The following is a 15,984-nucleotide window of genomic DNA, read 5'->3' on the forward strand; positions in this document are numbered from 1 at the left end:
GGAGGCGACGATGAAGACGCTGCGAACCTTCTTCGCCGCCGGCGGTCTGGCACTCGCCATGCTGGCGACGCCGGTTCACGCCCAGCAGGGCGAGGACAATCTGGCGCCGCAGACGGAGGTGGCACCCACAGATGGCGTCCAGACCGATCCGAGTGGCCAGAACCCCACCGCCGAGGTGCCCACCGAGCAGGAGCTGATGCAGGCGCTGCAGGGTGGCCAGATCAACGGCCGGGTCAGCATCCCCGACAGCAAGGCCGCCGTGCTCGAGCAGCCGCAGGGCCGGGAATACCGGAGCTTCCACGAGGCTTGGCTGCCCTGGATCGGCGCCATCGCCATCATTGGCGTGGTTCTGGCTCTGGCCGCGTTCTATTTCTCGCGTGGCCGCATCATGATCGAGGACAGCCCGGAGGTCGGCCGCAAGCTGCTGCGCTTCGGCTTCTTCGAACGGCTGAACCACTGGATGACCGCGACCGCCTTCATCCTTCTGGCAGTCACCGGCCTCAACTATATCTTCGGCAAGCGGCTGCTGTTCCCGCTGATCGGGGCGGACGCCTTCGCCACCTGGAGCTACTGGGCGAAATACGTCCACAACTTCATTGCCTGGGCGTTCATGCTCGGCCTCGTCTTCATGATCGTCGTCTGGATCAAGGACAACATCCCGAGCCGCACCGACATCCGCTGGATCCGCGAGCTCGGCGGCTTCGTCGGCGATCGCCATCCGCCCGCCCATCGGTTCAATGCCGGTCAGAAGATGATCTTCTGGTCGGTCACCTTGGGCGGCCTTGCGCTGTCGATCAGCGGCCTGGTGATGCTCTTTCCGTTCTCGGTGGTGGACATCAACGGCATGCAGATCGCCCAGTATGTCCACGCGACCGTCGGCGTCGTGCTGATCGCCATCATCATCGCCCATATCTACATCGGCTCGCTGGGCATGGAAGGCGCCTACGATGCCATGGGCAGCGGCGAGGTGGATCTGGCCTGGGCTCGGGCGCATCACAGCCTCTGGGTGGAAGAAGAAGAGGCCAAGACGGCCAAGGGTCCGCAGCCGGCCCCGCAAACGGCCCCGGCGGAGTGAAGACAATGCGCATCGCACATTTCGTTCTCTTCGCCGCCACCATCCTGTCGACCGCCTCCCTGGCGCAGACATCCGTCACGCCGGATGCCGGTGGCGCACAGCCGCCGGCCGCCGCCGCCGCCCCTGCTGGCGTTGTTCGCCCGGACGTACCGGAACAGACCGCGTCGAGTGGCGGCCCGGCCAACATCTGTGGCGAACTGGTTGCGTTTCTCACCCCTTCGCCGGAACCCGCCGAGGGCACGGCAGGATCCAACGGCCAGCCAGCCGCGGCTCAGGCCGGCTCCGACAGCCAGCCGTCAGGTCAGCCCGAGACAACGCAGGCTGCCGCCGGACAGCAGGCGAATGATGGCGAGCAGCCTGTGCAGGCCGCCGACGAGTCGGGCGGCGATGAGGGCTCGGCCCAGGATGCGTCGAACCAAGCTGGGGCCGCCGTAGAGGCGCCCGTCGACAGCAACGCGCCGGCAGACACGTCCGGCAACGCCGACAACGCTCCGCAGACATCGGGGCTTAGCGCGCCGATCCCCTCCCCGACCGAAACGACCGAGAAGCGGCCGGACGTGACGCTCGCCGAAGGGCGGGCGATGGCGGAGGCGAATGACCTCGCAAAATGCCACAGCGAAATACGGCGAATGCGGCGGGCCGGCATCGAAATGCCGCCTGAACTCATAGCCCTGGCCGCGCTCGACCTGCGGTATCACCAGCAATCGGGACGCCAGGCTCCCGAACCCGCAGTAGGAGAAGCGCGTTGAAGGCGATCCTCTTCGGTCTGGTCATAGCAGTCGTGATCGGCGTGGTTGCCGCGCTCGTGATCCCGCTGGCACAGGTTCCTGCATTCGAAGCCTACGCGACGGACAGTGTCCGTGTCGGCAATCCCGGCCACAATCTGGTGGGACCCGAATGGGACGAAGCCGTGAGGGAACAGGAGCAACTCTAGCCTGTCAGCTTGCGGCGCGGGCGCAGTACAAGTGCTGAGCCGCCACGTCGGCCGACCCCAAACGGGCGATACTGGGTGTAGCCCATCAGGTCGCCATTGAGCTGCACTGCAGGCGCCTCGGCCAGTTGCGCATCGACCCTTGCAGTGGGGAAGCAACAGCCCGAAACAGTGTCGGGCCTCCAATGCTTCCAACGCTCAGCCGCACGCCATCGAAATAACGCCGACAACGCCGGCGGGATTGATTCAAGAAGCCGCAGCCGCGTCCATCCAGTCCTTGTGACGGGACTCATCGGCATACGCCTTCTGGAAGAAGCCTTGGGCTTCCGGTGTCGCGGCGACATTCTTTGACGCCTGATCGTAGGCCATCTTGGTTTCGATCTCGTTCGTCGACATCGCCTTCAGGATGGTCTTGTCTCCAACGATCGATGCCAGGGCGATCTTGCCAGTGGTGAGATACTGCTTCGCGTCGCCCTCCTGCGGTGCGGCCACTCCAATGACGCCCGCCATCCGGGTCAGTTCCGCCACATGACTTTCGTGGTCTGTCTTGAACTCGGCGATCTTCGCCTTGGACGCGGGATCGTCGAGCTTCTCGATCGTCGCCTCGTAGGCGGCAATCGCATCGTGTTCTAGGATGAGAAGATTTTGAATCAGCTTCTCGAATGTCTTTTCAGTTCCGACTGTGGTGACCATCGGGTTCTCCTTGCCTCTAGGTCAACAGGAAGGGTCGAGCCGTCCCATCTGTTCCGAGGAGCAACCGGTCGGCGATACCCGCAATAGGGTCACCGGTTTTCGACCGCGACCGACCGCGCTTCACCTACTCATGTCAGCCGGCGGTCGCACCGGGAATTCCTATGCACATCAGGCGATTGGACATTTTGCATTTCTGGCCCTGATAGCCGGTAGCCAGCAGCCATCCCGCTCCGGCATCGTGCCCCTTATGGGCCGGCCTGCTCACTTCCAGATTTCCCGCTCTTTCCAGGGCTCACCAAAGGGAACGTCGGCGAACCCCGGCCGTTGCTTCAGACTGGATGGAGCAATCGATAGGAGGAACGCATGGCCGATCCCACAGAGCCGAGGACCACAAACACCAGACCCGCAAGCACCACGCCCAACGCATCAGCCCCCCGTTCGTCATCCGGACATGGTCCCGGGAGCGGTAGCTCCGGTTCGGGGGGCGGGGATTCCGGCAAGAAATGGATATGGATCGCCGTAGCAGCGATCGTAATCCTTGCCCTCCTGTGGTGGCTCTTCGGAAGTGCCTCGACGCCGGACGATGCCGCTATACCGCCCACCACGAGCGAAACAACGATCACGGACCCGGCAGACGGAAACCCCGACGCATCCGGTGATGCCGCCACGATCAATGGAAACGGAGCCGCACCGGCGGACACTTCGCCGCCGCCTGCCGAGCCGTCCACTCCGGCTGCCTCGGATCCAGCCACGACACCTGGGTCGGATGTGGATGGCAGCGGAACGCCGAACCTGCCCGACGACACTGCGCCGGCCCCCGCGCCAGCGGATTGAACGGGAGCCTGCGAGAGCATACGGGCCGGGTGAATGCATCCGGCCCGTTTTGATTTCCACCGCACGGAAGCTTGTTGATCCGTCCGCTACATCGGAACGCGCCATCCGGGTGAAGCGCCCCGCTCACGAGCGCGCCGGATAGCCCATCGAAATGGCCGTCAGTGCTGTCTCTCGCCCGCGAAGATGCCACCTTCGTGACGGGGCAATCCTGCAATCAATGGCGACTGCGTCCTGGCGTCTGATATTGGCGGCGCCGCAGCGGCTGACCGGCAAACCGTCTTACCCGTCCTTCAGCCAGGATCGATCATGCCCCGTTGCCCCGCCTGCGGCGCCCGGGACTTCCGGGCGAGCGAACGATCGGCCCGCCATTCGGGCGAATGGTGCGAATGCGGCCATTGCGGCCTGCTGGCCACCACTGCCGTCCTGGCGTCAGGGGAACTGCCCGCCTTGATCGACGCCAGGCTGGCAGGCGGCCGGTTCGTGCTGGAGGCGGGCGATCCCTTCTTCGTCGAAAGCTACAGCCTGCGCACCCTCGCCCTGTCGCGCGGCCTTGTCGCCCGGCCGGTGGGCGAGGTCCAATGCGCGGCACTGGCCGCCCCCTACCAGGAGCGCCCGGCGGTCGCGGACCTGCTCCCGCTCGCTGCTTGTCCCTCGGTCCCCGTGTCCCTCGTCATGCTGTGCAGGTCATCCGATCTCGCCTCCTTCCCCAAAGCGCTCGCGCCGGCCAGCAAGGCGTTCGACGATCTCTGTCTCGTCGTCGATGCGGTGGAGGCAGACGTGACAGCGTGGCCAAGGGCGGCAGACTGGCCGCATCCAGTGAGGTTGTTGCGGCGGCCGCTGGCTGGCGATTTTGGTGGCCAGCGCAATGCCGGCCAGGCGATGGCGCGGCACGACTGGGTCCTGCAGCTCGACGCCGACGAAACCCTGGACGCGGCCAGCTTCGCCGCGCTCGGGCGTGTCGCGGCCCTCGCCGAGCCCTGCGGCTCGGTCTCCATAGGGCTGCCCCGGCGCAATCGCGTCGATGGCATCCTCTCGGACCTCTTCCCAGACATCCAGTACCGGCTGAACCGGCGATCGGTCCACTTCGACGGCAAGGTGCATGAACGCCCGGCCCTGCCGCGTGGCTGGCGCGACGGCTTCATCGCGCCAAACCTGTGCATCGACCACCATCTGTCCCGCGCCCATGTCGAACGCCGATCCACCCGCTACGAGGCGATGGACCCCGGCAAGGGCCGTCTGTTCGAGCGCGAGGCCTTGCTGACCTCCTATAGGGACTGACGCCGATACGCCCGCGCCGCCTCGTAGAGCGCCAGCGTTTCGGCGCCGAGGGTCTGGCGGGTGAACCGGCCTGCGGCAGCCAATGCCCGGCCATGCAGGCGCATGCGCAGATCGGCGTCGGCGAGCGCCGGCCGCAATACATCGGCCAGGGCGGCCCCCGTGGCGTCGGCCGCCAGCAGCCCGGCGCCGCTGTCACCGATCACCTGCCGCGCCGACGGGTCCACCCTCAGGCCGATCACCGGGCGCCCGAAGGCCAGCGCCTCCTGGTAGACGAGGCCGAAGGATTCGTAGCGTGACGGCGCGACGACGAGATGCGCCGTCCGGTAGGCGGCATCGAGCGCCGCGTCGTCGAGCCGGCCGCGCAACACAAGGTGTTTCCGGACGCGCGGGCCGAGTGGCGGCAAATCGGCTTCGCCGATCCCGACGAGATCGAGCCGGAAGCGCGGCAGCGTCCCGGCATCGGCCTCATCGGCCAGGATCGCCATCGCATCCATCAGGCAGTCGAAGCCCTTGCGTGCTTCCGCACGGCCGACGAACAGCAGCCGCATTCGCTCCCCGGCCGGCGGATACGGCGCATCGTCTGCCCGCTCCAGGCGTTCGGGCGGCAGCGACAGGCCGATCACCGCCCGCGGCGCGTGCGTGTCGAGACCGTACAGGTCCTGCACCTTGTCGCCGTGGCTCGACGTGTTGAAGATGTGGCCGGCCGAGCGCCGGGCGGTCGCCGCCTCCAGCCGGCAGGCGTACCGACCGTCGATCCGGTCACGCAGATGGCCCGAGACGGCGCCGGTCGAGATGGCCGGGGTGGAATGACGCGTGACGAAGGGCAGTCCCGGTATCTTGCTGGCGAAAGCACCCGGCGCATACCAGTTGGTCGCCTCCAGGCAGTCGAAGGGCTGCGCCCGATGATCGGCCGCGATCCGCTGCGCGAACCAGCGCGGGGCCACCAGATGGCCGATCACCGCCCGCCGTCGCAGCCAGCTGCCGGGCCCGCCATCCGGCGGCAGGCATCCGATGATCCGGACGCCGTCGATGTCGGTGCTGCCCCGACGATCCAGCGTGTAGACATGGGCCTCGGCGCCGGCCGCCGCGAGGCTTTCGGCGACCTCGCGCGCGGCGACAGCCAGGCCGCTGGCGCTTGGCGGATAGTCCCAAGCGATCAGTGCCGTACGAAGGCCGCTCATGCGTCGAGCAGAGTGCGATAGAGCCGCAGATAGTCCTCGGCCATGCGCCTCGCGGTGAAGCGCGCCTCGAAGCGGGTGCGGATCGCCGCGCGGTCGAGATCGGCCGCCCGCTTCAGGGCCGCGGCCGCCTCCGCCTCGTCGCGCACGACGAAGCCGGTCACCCCGTTCTCTACGATTTCCGGCACCGAGCCCCGGTCGAAGGCGATCACCGGCGTGCCGCAGGCCATCGCCTCGATCATCACCAGGCCGAAGGGCTCCGGCCAGTCGATGGGAAAGAGCAGCGCCGCGGCCGACCCGAGCAGCGCCTGCTTGCCGCGATCGTCCACCGGACCGACGAACACCGCGGCGTCGCCGAGCAGCGGCGCGACCTTCTCGTCGAAATAGGTCGGGTTGCCGACATCGACGGCACCGGCCAGCCTGATCGGCAGGCCGGCGGCACGAGCGATGCGGATCGCGGCATCGGGCTGCTTCTGGTCGGTCATCCGCCCGACGAAGGCGGCATATCCGCCCTCTCCCGCCCCCAACCGATAGCGCGTCTCGTCCAGCCCGTGATGCACCACGCCTGCGCGGTTCGATACCGGAATCCGGCCGAGCTGGCTTTGCGAGATCCCGGCCACCGGCAGGTCCGGGAAGGCCGCGAAGAACAGCGCCCGGTCGAGTTCGTCGACCCGCCAGTGGATGGTGGTCAGGGAATGCCGCCGCCGCTCGCCCAACAACGCCGCATGGAAGAACTCGCCATGGCAGTGGATGATGTCGAAATCGCTGAGCCGGCTGCGCAACTCCTCCATCTGGACGGCCTCCAGGACCTGCGGGATCGACGACGGCACCCGGCCATGGCGTTCCTCCAGCGCCTGCAGGCTGGGCAGCCCGCCGATGCGCGCAATGTCGCACCTGCTGTCCGACGGCGCGAAGAGGGTCACGCAGACCCCCAGGGATTCCAGCGCCTTGGACAGATCATGGACGATCCGTTCCGTCCCGCCGGACAGATCCGGCGGCGTGGGAAAGATGTTAGGGGCGACCTGAGCGACTCGAACCGGTTTCATCCCCGGCCATATGGACAGTCAGACCATTCCGTCAGTATGTCATAGGAAGAGGTAGGCGCCTTGTTCTTCGTCCACGTCGCCCTTCAGGGCTGCCTTCGGGCAGCCGACGTCAGATACGGCCTGACCCCTGATACGGGCGGGCATATCAAGTATCTTCTGGAACTCGTCGCGGCCCAGGCGCAGACGCAGGACATCGAGCGGGTGGTCATCGCCACGCGCGGTTTCGAGAGCGAATACGGCAACGAGTACCGGCCCGGCTGGGAGCGGATCGCCGACAAGGTGGAGATCCTGCGACTGCCGACCGACCGGCCGGATTACCTGGCAAAGGAAGATCTGTGGACCGAGGCCGCGTCCTTCGCCGAGCGGCTGGTTGAATGGCTCGATGAGCAGTCCGAAGCGCCGACCTGCCTGCACGCCCATTACGCCGATGCCGGCACCGTGGCGCAGATGGTGCGCGAGAAGACCGGCATCCCCGTCCTTTTCACCGCCCACTCCCTCGGTCGGTTGAAGCGCGCCGCCCTGTTCGCAAAGACCCTGCCGATCGACACCGCAGACAGCCTCGAGCGCCGCATCGCCATCGAGGAGCGGAGCTTTGCAGCCGCCGACCTCGTCATCGCATCCTCGCGCGACGAGGCCGAGGTCCAGTACGCGGACTATGACGGCTACGAGCCTGGCAAGATCCGCATCATCGAGCCGGGCAGCGACCTTGCCGCCTATCGCTGTGCCACCCCCACCGACGCGGTGGACGACATGATCGCCCCCTTCCTGCGTCACCCGGACAAGCCGGTGCTGCTGGCGATCGCCCGACCGGTGGCGAAGAAGAACCTGCCGATGCTCGTCGAGGCCTTCGGCAGCGACCCATGGCTGCGGGAAAACGCCAATCTGGTCATCATCGCCGGCACCCGCGGCGATCTCTGTGACCTCGACAAAGAGGCCGCGGGCGAGATGCGGGCCATTCTCGAGGCCATCGATCGCCACGATCTCTATGGCCACGTCGCCGTTCCCAAGACCCACCGGCCCTCCGACATTCCCGCCATCTACGCCCATGCCCGGCGGCGCGGCGGCGTCTTCGTGAACCCGGCGCTGAACGAGCCCTTCGGCCTGACCCTGCTGGAAGCGGCGGCCAGCGGGCTGCCGATCGTGGCCACCGACAGCGGCGGACCGAACGACATCATCGAGCGCTGCGGCAACGGGCGGCTCGTCAATGCCCACGAACCGGACGCCATCGCCGGCGCCTGCCGCGCGATCCTGGCCGATTCGGACCTCTACGCGAGCTATGCCGCCAGTGGCGCGGCTGGCGTCGGCGCCTATGACTGGACGCAGCATGCCGAGCGGTGCCGGCAACTCGTCGCGCGGCTGGTCACGAGACCGAAACCGGCCGCGATCATACGCCATCCGCAATTGCTGGTCTGCGACATCGACAACACGCTGACCGGCTCGGACGCCAGTATCCGGACCTTCACACGCTGGCACGCGCGGGAAACCGCGCTGGACTTCGCGGTGGCAACCGGACGCTCCCTGCACAGCGCCCTGTCGATCCTCGAACAGCAGGCCGCGCCCAATCCGAAGATCATCATCTCTTCGGTGGGCACCGAGATCTATTTCCTCGAGCCGAACGGCGTCACCTACCGCGGCGACGGCGACTGGAGCCGGCGCATCGCCCGCGGCTGGCAGCGCCGCAAGATCGCCGAGGCGCTGGCCGACTATCCCGGCATCGTTCCCCAGGCTCCCCTGGAACAGCGCGCCTTCAAGCTGAGCTATCTGGCCGAAGGTGACCGCACCATCGTCGCCGGCATCCGGTCCCTTCTGCAACGGCGGGGGATCGCCGCCTCGGTCGTCCACAGCCACGGCCGCTATCTGGACATCCTGCCGGTCGCGGCCTCCAAGGGCGCGGCGATCACCTATCTGCGCCAGCGCCTGAACCTGCCCGACGAGGCGGTCTTCGCGGCCGGCGACAGCGGCAACGACATCGAGATGCTGCGCTCCGTCCCCCAGTCGATCATCGTCGCGAACTATTGCGACAGCCTGGCCAGCCGCTCCGACCTCGCCCATTCCTATGTGGCGCGGCAGAGCCATGCGAGCGGGATCATCGAGGGCGTGGCGCATTTCCGGGCGCGGGCCGGCCGGATGCCGATCCAGTGACGGTCAGCGTCCTCACACTCACGCGCAACCGAAGGGCGCATCTCCTCAACCTGATGGAAAGCCTCGGCCGCCAGAGTCGCCGACCGGACGAACTCGTCATCGCCTGCATGCAACCCGAGACCGAGGCGGACCTGCCCGAAATCGGCATTCCGGTGCGCCAGATCCTGGTGCCAGGCGACGCCCTGCCGCTGGCGGCCGCCCGCAATCGTGCCGCCGAAGCGGCGATCGGCGAGACGCTGGTCTTTCTCGACGTCGACTGCATCGCGTCATCGGGGCTCGTCGCCCGCTTCACGGAAGCCTGCAGTCAGCAGGATGGCCTCTTCCTCGGCGAGGTCCTTTATCTGCCTGGCGGTGCCCTCGGCTCCGGGCTCGATTATGCGCAGCTCGACGCGGTTGGCATTCCGCACCCCTCCAAGCCTGCGATGCCGCGGACCGGCCTGCGGCGCGAACCGGATACCGGCGAGTTCTGGGGCCTGTCCTTCGCCGTCCGCAAGACGACCTGGCATCGGCTCGGCGGCATGGACGAACGCTTCGTGGGCTATGGCGGCGAAGAGACCGATCTCGCCGCGCGTCTCGACCCGGCCGGCGTGCCCCTGTTCTGGACGGCGGGCGCCCGCGCCTATCACCAGCATCACCGCGTCCACGTGCCGCCGCTGCCGCATTTCGACGCGATCCTCGCCAATGCTCGTCGCTTCCGCGCCAAGCACGGCCGCTGGTGCATGGACTACTGGCTCGGCCAGTTCGCCGAGCGCGGCCTGATCGACTGGGACCCGGCGGCCGACCGTCTTGCCGCGCGGCGCCGGCCGACGCCGGAGGAAACGGCCGCCGCCCGTCAGCCGGACAGCATCCGCTTCAGCTAGCCGCTGCGCCCTGTCCTATCCGGTCGCGGCCAGCTGCTGCGGCAGTTCATCCCACAAATCGTCGGTGAGCCCTTCCAGCCAGTTCGCGGCCCTGAGGGGCGCATCCTTGCGGTACAGCGGCGCGATCCGGGCCGGATCGAGCATGCGGGCCTCGTCCATCAGGGTCTGCCAGCCGGCGAGATCGCCCGGCCAGCGGGCGGCGTGAACGGCTGCGCCCACCGCGGCCATCGCCTCGGCCTTGCGGGTCTGCTCGTTGAAATACCGCCATTCCGGCGCGATCACGAGCGGCCGTCCGACCCGCGCGATCTCGGTGACGGTATTGTCGCCGGCGGACGCGACGACGATGTCGGCGGCCGCCAGGTAATCGGTGACGTTCGTGACCCAGCCGAGTTCGCGCAGATTGGAAAAATCCGTCTCGTGCCCTTCCTTGAGCGTCGGGCCCAGCACCAGCCAGTCGGCATTCGGCAGGGCGCGCGCGCCGACCGTGAGCGGTGCATAGGGCGTGCCGGCGCCCCCGCCCCCGGTGAGCACGACGATGGTTTCATGTTTGGGGTCGAGCCCCAGCTTGCGGCGCGCCGCCTCGCGCGTCGGCACCGGGTCGCGGGTCGTGCAGAGCCCGCCCGAATAGAAGGTCTTGGCGCGCAGATGCGCCGGGTAGTCCGACTGTTCGAGGCTCTCGTCGAACGGCGCCAGCATGCCGACGCTGGATTCGTAGCTGGCGATATGGCCGGTATCGGAGCGGTCGCCATGCATGCGGATCTGCACCGCCGGGACCGAGGCGATGCGGGACAGGAGCGCGATCTCCGACGACACGTCCACGACGAATAGCCCGACATTGCGCGCGTCGAGATGGTCGAGGATGGCGCGCATCGTGCCCCGCATTTCCGTCAGCCCGAGGGGCACGCAATGCAGCGACGGCGGCGTCGGCTCGGCAAAGAGCCGTTCGGTCGGCACGGCCGCACCGATCATGTTCGGCAGGGCAATGATCTCGATGTCGCGCGAAAACCCGTCGAACAGATGCGGCCCCGCGGTCAGGACCGAGACCGGACGCGTCTGCGAGAAAGCCTCGACCAGCGCCATGGTCCTGTTCGCATGGCCCCGGCCCTGATGATGGACGAAAAACGCGATCGGCTTGCTCATCCCCGGAGTTCCCGCAGACGGAAACACCGCGGGCCGATGCCGACGACGATTTGCATGTCAGGCGCTGCCATGTCTTGCTTCCGACCGGTGACGAACAGGAGATGGCAGGTAGCGCGGGCGCGCGATCTGGCCGCCTATTCACGGTCGCGGCAAACGATAATCCTGGCCGCGGTTGATCCGGCTGTCCGCGCTGCGGGACAGCGTCCGGTCAGTTCATGAGCGCGCAGGTATCAGCGCTGCCAAATCCGCGGCTTTGCCAGCGTCGTCACGCATTCTGGCCGTTGCGCCTCTGCGATGCCGGTCGTCGTCCTGTTCCGCGTTCGCTGTGTCGCTCGATATCGACACATCATATGTCAACAGTTACTGCCTGGATGGATATCGTGGTGTCAGGCCGCACAAAGGTGCCCGTCGCCGCGATCTTCCAGCATCAGCCGTGAGGGCGCGTCGCCGACGCGGCGCACCGGGCTCGGAATGTCGCGGTCGAGCCGTGGGAAGGCCCGGCGCCGCAGGGACGGATCGGGCACCGGCACGGCCTCGATCAGCCGCCGCGTATAGGCGTGCTGCGGGTTGCCGAAGACCTGGTCGCGCGTGCCGATCTCGACGATCTGGCCGAGATACATCACCGCCACCCGGTCCGAGATATTCTCCACCACGGCCATGTCGTGGGAGATGAACAGATAGGCGATGCCGAACTCGTCCTGCAGCTCGCGCAGCAGCTCCAGCACCCGTGCCTGCACCGAGACGTCGAGCGCCGACACGCTCTCGTCGGCGACGATCAGCTTGGGCCGCAGCGCCAAGGCCCTCGCGATGCAGACGCGCTGGCGCTGCCCGCCGGAGAATTCGTGCGGATAGCGCCGCATGTCCGACGGCGACAGGCCCACCCGCTCGAACAGGCCGGCCGTGCGGTCGTGCCGCTCGGGGCCTTCGGCAATATTGTGGATGAGCATCGGCTCGGCGACGAGTTCGCCCACCGTCATGCGCGGATCGAGCGAGGCGAACGGATCCTGGAAGATCATCTGGACGTCGCGGCGCAGGGCCTTGGTCTCACGGCGCGTCAGGCCGGCCATGTTGCGGCCGCCGACGACGATGTCGCCCGTGTAGGGCACCAGCCCCGCCAGCGCCTTGGCCGTCGTCGACTTGCCGCAGCCGGATTCGCCGACCAGCGACAGCGTCTCGCGGTCCCCGACCGAAAAGCTGATCCCCTCAACCGCATGGACGCGCCGGTCGACCCGACCGAAGAACCCGCCATGAATGTCGAAGCGCACGGCGAGATCGCTGACATCGACGACCGGGACCGGGATCGCGGCGGGCTGAGGTGGAGGCGGCGCGACACGGGCGGCGCGACCCCGTCCGCCGCCCATGCGCGGCACGGCGGCGAGCAGTTCGCGCGTATAGGCCGCCTGGGGATCGGCGAAGATTGCCGCAGCGGTCCCCGTTTCGACCATGCGGCCATGGCGCATCACGACGACGCGGTCGGCCATCTCGGCGACGACGCCCATGTCGTGGGTGATCAGGATGATCGCGGTGCCCAGATCGCGCTGCAGGTCGCGCAGCAGCTCCAGCACCTCGCCCTGCACGGTCACGTCGAGCGCCGTCGTCGGCTCGTCGGCGATCAGCACGTCGGGGCGCAATGCCAGCGCCATTGCGATCATCACGCGCTGGCGCATGCCGCCGGACAATTCGTGCGGATACTGCGCCAGCCGGCTGGCGGCCTCAGGAATGCGCACGGCGTCGAGTGCCGCGATCGCGCGGCGGCGCGCCTCGCTGCGGCCGTCACTTTCATGCGCCTCGATCGCCTCGGTCAACTGCCGGCCGATGGTCAGCACCGGGTTGAGCGAGGTCATCGGCTCCTGGAAGATCATTGCGACGCGCTTGCCACGCACCCGGCGCATCTCGCCTTCGCTGAGTTGCGCCAGGTCGGTATCGCCCAGCCGGATCCGGCCAGCGGCGATCCGCGCGCCCGGCTTCGGCAGCAGCCCCATGATCGCCAGCGACGTCATCGACTTGCCGGACCCGGACTCGCCCGCGATGCAGAGCGTCTCGCCCCGGGCGAGCGCGAAGGAAAAGTCCGAGACCACCGGTTTCGGCCCCGTCTCGCCGCCGACCTCGACGGTGAGGCCCTCGACGCGGAGGACCGGCTCGTCCCGCGGCGGCGTCTCGGCGCCGCGGGAGCTCTCGACAGGCTGCGTCATTCGAAGACGCAGCGCGGGAAGTAGAAGGAGACGACCCAGTTCGGCATGTCGACGATCTCCGAGATCCGCAGATCGCCGCAGGTCGAGACCAGCATGTAGGCGTCGACCGGGTCCATCTGGTAGCGCGCCGACAGGAGATCGACCATCTGGGCGACGGCCATCTTCGCCCCCGCCATCAGGTCGGGCCCGATCCCGGTCGTCACCTCGTAGCCCTTGGCGTCGAGATGCCGCGTCACCGGCCCGGCGGTGGTGAAGCGCGGCATCTGCAGCCGCGCATCCTTGACCAGGTCGAGCGTCAGCACCGTGTTCATCGGGCTTTCGATCGCCGTGCCGCAGACTTCGCCGTCGCCCTGCGCGGCATGGGTGTCACCGACGGAGAACAGCGCCCCCGCCACCTCGACCGGCAGGTAGAGAACCGTGCCGGCGGACAGATCCCGGATGTCGAGATTGCCCCCCATGCGCCGTGGCGGCACCACCGAATGATGGCCCGCCTCGGCCGGCGCGCAGCCCATCGTTCCGGCGAAGGGCTTCAACGGCACACGCCCCTCCTTGCCGAACAGAGCTGGCTCGACGGACGCCGGATCGTACTTCCAGATCGTCAGCGCCGGATCCTTGAAGTCGTCCGCCAGGAGGCCGAAGCCCGGAATGTTGGCGGTCCAGCCGAAGCCGGACGGCTTGAACGCTTCGATGGTGATCTTCAGCGCATCGCCCGGCTCGGCACCCTCGACGAAGATCGGACCCGTCACCGGGTTGATCTTGCCGAAATCCAGCGCCTCGACGTCGGCCACGGTCGATCCGGCGGTCAATTGACCGCCGGAGGAATCGAGGCATTCGAATTCGATCGTCGAGCCCGGCGCCACCGTCTGGGCCGGCTGGAACGTGTTGTCCCAGCCGAAATGATGGTGGCGGCTGTGGATCGTGTAGTCGCAGTTACTGCACATCGTTCACATACACGTAGTCGTAGTTGATCGGGATATGGACCGGGTCGACATAAAGGTTGTCGGCACCGCCCATGCGCGGCGACTTCATGGTGAAGCGCTGCTCGTTGAAGACCGGCACCCAGGGCGCATCGGCCATGATGTCGGTGTAGATCTTCGACCACATCTCGGCCCGCTCTTCCTGTCGCGCCGGATCGACGATCGAGTCGGCCTCGGCCGCCCGCTTGTCGAGGTCCTCGTTGCAGTACCACGACCAGTTCCAGCCGCCCGGCACGGCACCGGCGCAGCCCAGGATCGGGCCGTAGAAATTGGACGGATCCGGGAAGTCGGCGATCCAGGCCATGCCGCCCGACCAGATCATCGGCGCGGCGTCCTTCTCGCCGCCGGCGGCGATGACGTTCGCCTGGGCAAGCGACTGGATCTCGGCACGGATGCCGATCTGCGACAGGTCCTGCTGGATCGCCTGGGCGATGCGCGGGTTCGGGTCGGTGTTCATCACGAAGAGCTCGGTGTCGAACCCGTCCGGAAAGCCGGCCTCGGCGAGCTTGGCCTTCGCCGCGTCCACGTCGTAGGCGTAGCCGTCGTAGCCCTCGTCATAGCCGGGCATCGACGGGGGCAGCGGCTGGTTGGCCGGCAGCGCCCGGTTGTTGATCATCTGGACGACGCGGTCCTTGTTGATCGCCATGTTGACCGCCTCGCGGACTTCCTTCTGGTCGAAGGGCGGCATCGTGACGTTCATGGTGATGTAGCCGGTCTGCAGCTGGCCGCCCTCGACGACGCGGGCCTTCTGCTCGGGATCGGCCATGACTTCCTGGAACTTCGCCGGCGGGATGCCGTCGCCCGGGATGTCGACCTCGCCGCTCTGCAGGCGCAGGAGCGCCACGATCGGCTCCTGGCCGATCTCGAAGGTGATCTGGTCGAGATACGGCAGGCCGTCGCGCCAGTAATCCTCGTTCTTGGTGAACACCACGCGCTGGCCGAGCGCCCATTCGCCGAGCTTGAAGGCGCCGGTGCCGACGGGATTCTTGCCGAAATCGGCGCCGTGCTCGGCCACCGCTTCCTGCGGAACGACCGAGGCGAAGTTCAGCGCCATCACGTGGAGGAAGGTGGCGTCGGGCCGCGACAGCTTGATCTCCACCGTCGTCGGATCGACCACCGTCACGCCCGACAGGCTGTCCGCCTCGCCGGCGGCCACCGCGTCATAGCCTTCGATCATGCCGAAGAAGCCGGCGCCGGGGCTCTGGGTAGCCGGATTGGTGACGCGGTCGAGCGAGAACTTGACGTCCTCGGCGGTCATCTCGCGGCCATTGTGGAACTGGACGCCCGGGCGCAGCTTGAAGGTGAAGGTCTGCCCGTCCTCGGAAATCTCGTGGCTCTCGGCAAGGCCCGGCCGCAGCTCGGTGGTGCCCGGCACGTAGTCCATGAGCCCGTCGAACAGGCTCTTGATCATCGACCAGTTCTGCCAGTCATAGCCGATCGCCGGATCGAGCGTGGCGACGTCGTCCTTGTAGGTGATGACGATGGCGCCGCCTTCCTTGGCGTCCGGGTCCGGCGTGTAGGCGTCGGCGGCAGGCGCCGACGCGGCGTCCTGCGCCATGGCCGGCGCTGCCGCCAGCATGAGTCCGAGCGCCGATGCGGCGACGGTGGTGGTGAGCCAGGCTTTCATGCGGTCTTCCT

Annotated in this window: 13 protein-coding genes; 6 read left to right on the forward strand and 7 right to left on the reverse strand. The window is 67.6% G+C overall.

All coding sequences use genetic code 11. From position 1 onward, the window contains the following. Positions 1-10: 10 nt before the first annotated feature. From VQ042_RS00675 to VQ042_RS00685, 3 genes are read left to right on the forward strand one after another with little or no spacing between them, the layout of a single operon-like run. The gene (locus tag VQ042_RS00675) at positions 11-1,075 is read left to right on the forward strand and encodes a formate dehydrogenase subunit gamma (RefSeq protein ID WP_331814459.1); all 1,065 of its coding nucleotides are present in this window, start codon (positions 11-13) and stop codon (positions 1,073-1,075) included. 5 nt (positions 1,076-1,080) lie between these two features. Beyond that, entirely contained in the window at positions 1,081-1,824 is a 744-nt protein-coding gene (locus VQ042_RS00680) for a hypothetical protein (protein WP_331814460.1), read from the forward strand. Further along, entirely contained in the window at positions 1,821-2,009 is a 189-nt protein-coding gene (locus VQ042_RS00685) for a hypothetical protein (protein WP_331814461.1), read from the forward strand. The genes VQ042_RS00680 and VQ042_RS00685 overlap by 4 nt, the downstream gene beginning before the upstream one ends. 243 nt (positions 2,010-2,252) lie before the next feature. On the opposite strand, the gene VQ042_RS00690 is transcribed toward VQ042_RS00685, so the two are convergent. Next, positions 2,253-2,699, reverse strand: a complete 447-nt coding sequence (locus tag VQ042_RS00690; protein ID WP_331814463.1) for a DUF2383 domain-containing protein — start codon at positions 2,697-2,699, stop codon at positions 2,253-2,255. A 1,140-nt stretch (positions 2,700-3,839) separates the two neighbouring features. Here VQ042_RS00690 and VQ042_RS00695 point away from each other — a divergent pair. Continuing rightward, positions 3,840-4,811 (forward strand): hypothetical protein, encoded by a 972-nt coding sequence (locus VQ042_RS00695; RefSeq protein ID WP_331814465.1) that lies wholly within the window; start codon positions 3,840-3,842, stop codon positions 4,809-4,811. On the opposite strand, the gene VQ042_RS00700 is transcribed toward VQ042_RS00695, so the two are convergent. Both VQ042_RS00700 and VQ042_RS00705 read right to left on the reverse strand, forming a co-directional pair. Beyond that, positions 4,799-5,992 (reverse strand): glycosyltransferase family 4 protein, encoded by a 1,194-nt coding sequence (locus tag VQ042_RS00700; RefSeq protein ID WP_331814467.1) that lies wholly within the window; start codon positions 5,990-5,992, stop codon positions 4,799-4,801. The two genes, VQ042_RS00695 and VQ042_RS00700, sit on opposite strands and share 13 nt — an antisense overlap. Next, positions 5,989-7,035: a glycosyltransferase gene (locus VQ042_RS00705; RefSeq protein WP_331814468.1), complete on the reverse strand. Its 1,047-nt coding sequence runs from the start codon at positions 7,033-7,035 to the stop codon at positions 5,989-5,991. Before VQ042_RS00705 ends, VQ042_RS00700 begins: the two co-directional genes overlap by 4 nt. A 60-nt stretch (positions 7,036-7,095) precedes the next feature. Between VQ042_RS00705 and VQ042_RS00710 the strand changes: the two genes are divergently transcribed. Then, positions 7,096-9,177, forward strand: coding sequence for an HAD-IIB family hydrolase (locus VQ042_RS00710; protein ID WP_331814469.1), 2,082 nt, complete (start codon positions 7,096-7,098; stop codon positions 9,175-9,177). Continuing rightward, complete coding sequence (locus tag VQ042_RS00715; RefSeq protein ID WP_331814471.1) at positions 9,174-10,037, forward strand: glycosyltransferase family 2 protein; 864 nt, start codon at positions 9,174-9,176, stop codon at positions 10,035-10,037. The genes VQ042_RS00710 and VQ042_RS00715 overlap by 4 nt, the downstream gene beginning before the upstream one ends. 15 nt (positions 10,038-10,052) lie before the next feature. On the opposite strand, the gene VQ042_RS00720 is transcribed toward VQ042_RS00715, so the two are convergent. From VQ042_RS00720 to VQ042_RS00735, 4 genes are all read right to left on the reverse strand, one after another. Further along, complete coding sequence (locus tag VQ042_RS00720; RefSeq protein WP_331814472.1) at positions 10,053-11,177, reverse strand: glycosyltransferase; 1,125 nt, start codon at positions 11,175-11,177, stop codon at positions 10,053-10,055. 386 nt (positions 11,178-11,563) lie between these two features. Further along, on the reverse strand, positions 11,564-13,369 hold the full coding sequence (locus tag VQ042_RS00725) for an ABC transporter ATP-binding protein (RefSeq protein WP_331814473.1): 1,806 nt from the start codon (positions 13,367-13,369) through the stop codon (positions 11,564-11,566). Continuing rightward, the gene (locus VQ042_RS00730; RefSeq protein WP_331814475.1) at positions 13,366-14,310 is read right to left on the reverse strand and encodes an acetamidase/formamidase family protein; all 945 of its coding nucleotides are present in this window, start codon (positions 14,308-14,310) and stop codon (positions 13,366-13,368) included. Before VQ042_RS00730 ends, VQ042_RS00725 begins: the two co-directional genes overlap by 4 nt. Continuing rightward, on the reverse strand, positions 14,300-15,973 hold the full coding sequence (locus VQ042_RS00735) for an ABC transporter substrate-binding protein (RefSeq protein WP_442879998.1): 1,674 nt from the start codon (positions 15,971-15,973) through the stop codon (positions 14,300-14,302). Before VQ042_RS00735 ends, VQ042_RS00730 begins: the two co-directional genes overlap by 11 nt. Positions 15,974-15,984 lie beyond the last annotated feature (11 nt).

This window comes from Aurantimonas sp. A2-1-M11, assembly GCF_036549475.1.
Taxonomy (GTDB): domain Bacteria; phylum Pseudomonadota; class Alphaproteobacteria; order Rhizobiales; family Rhizobiaceae; genus Aurantimonas.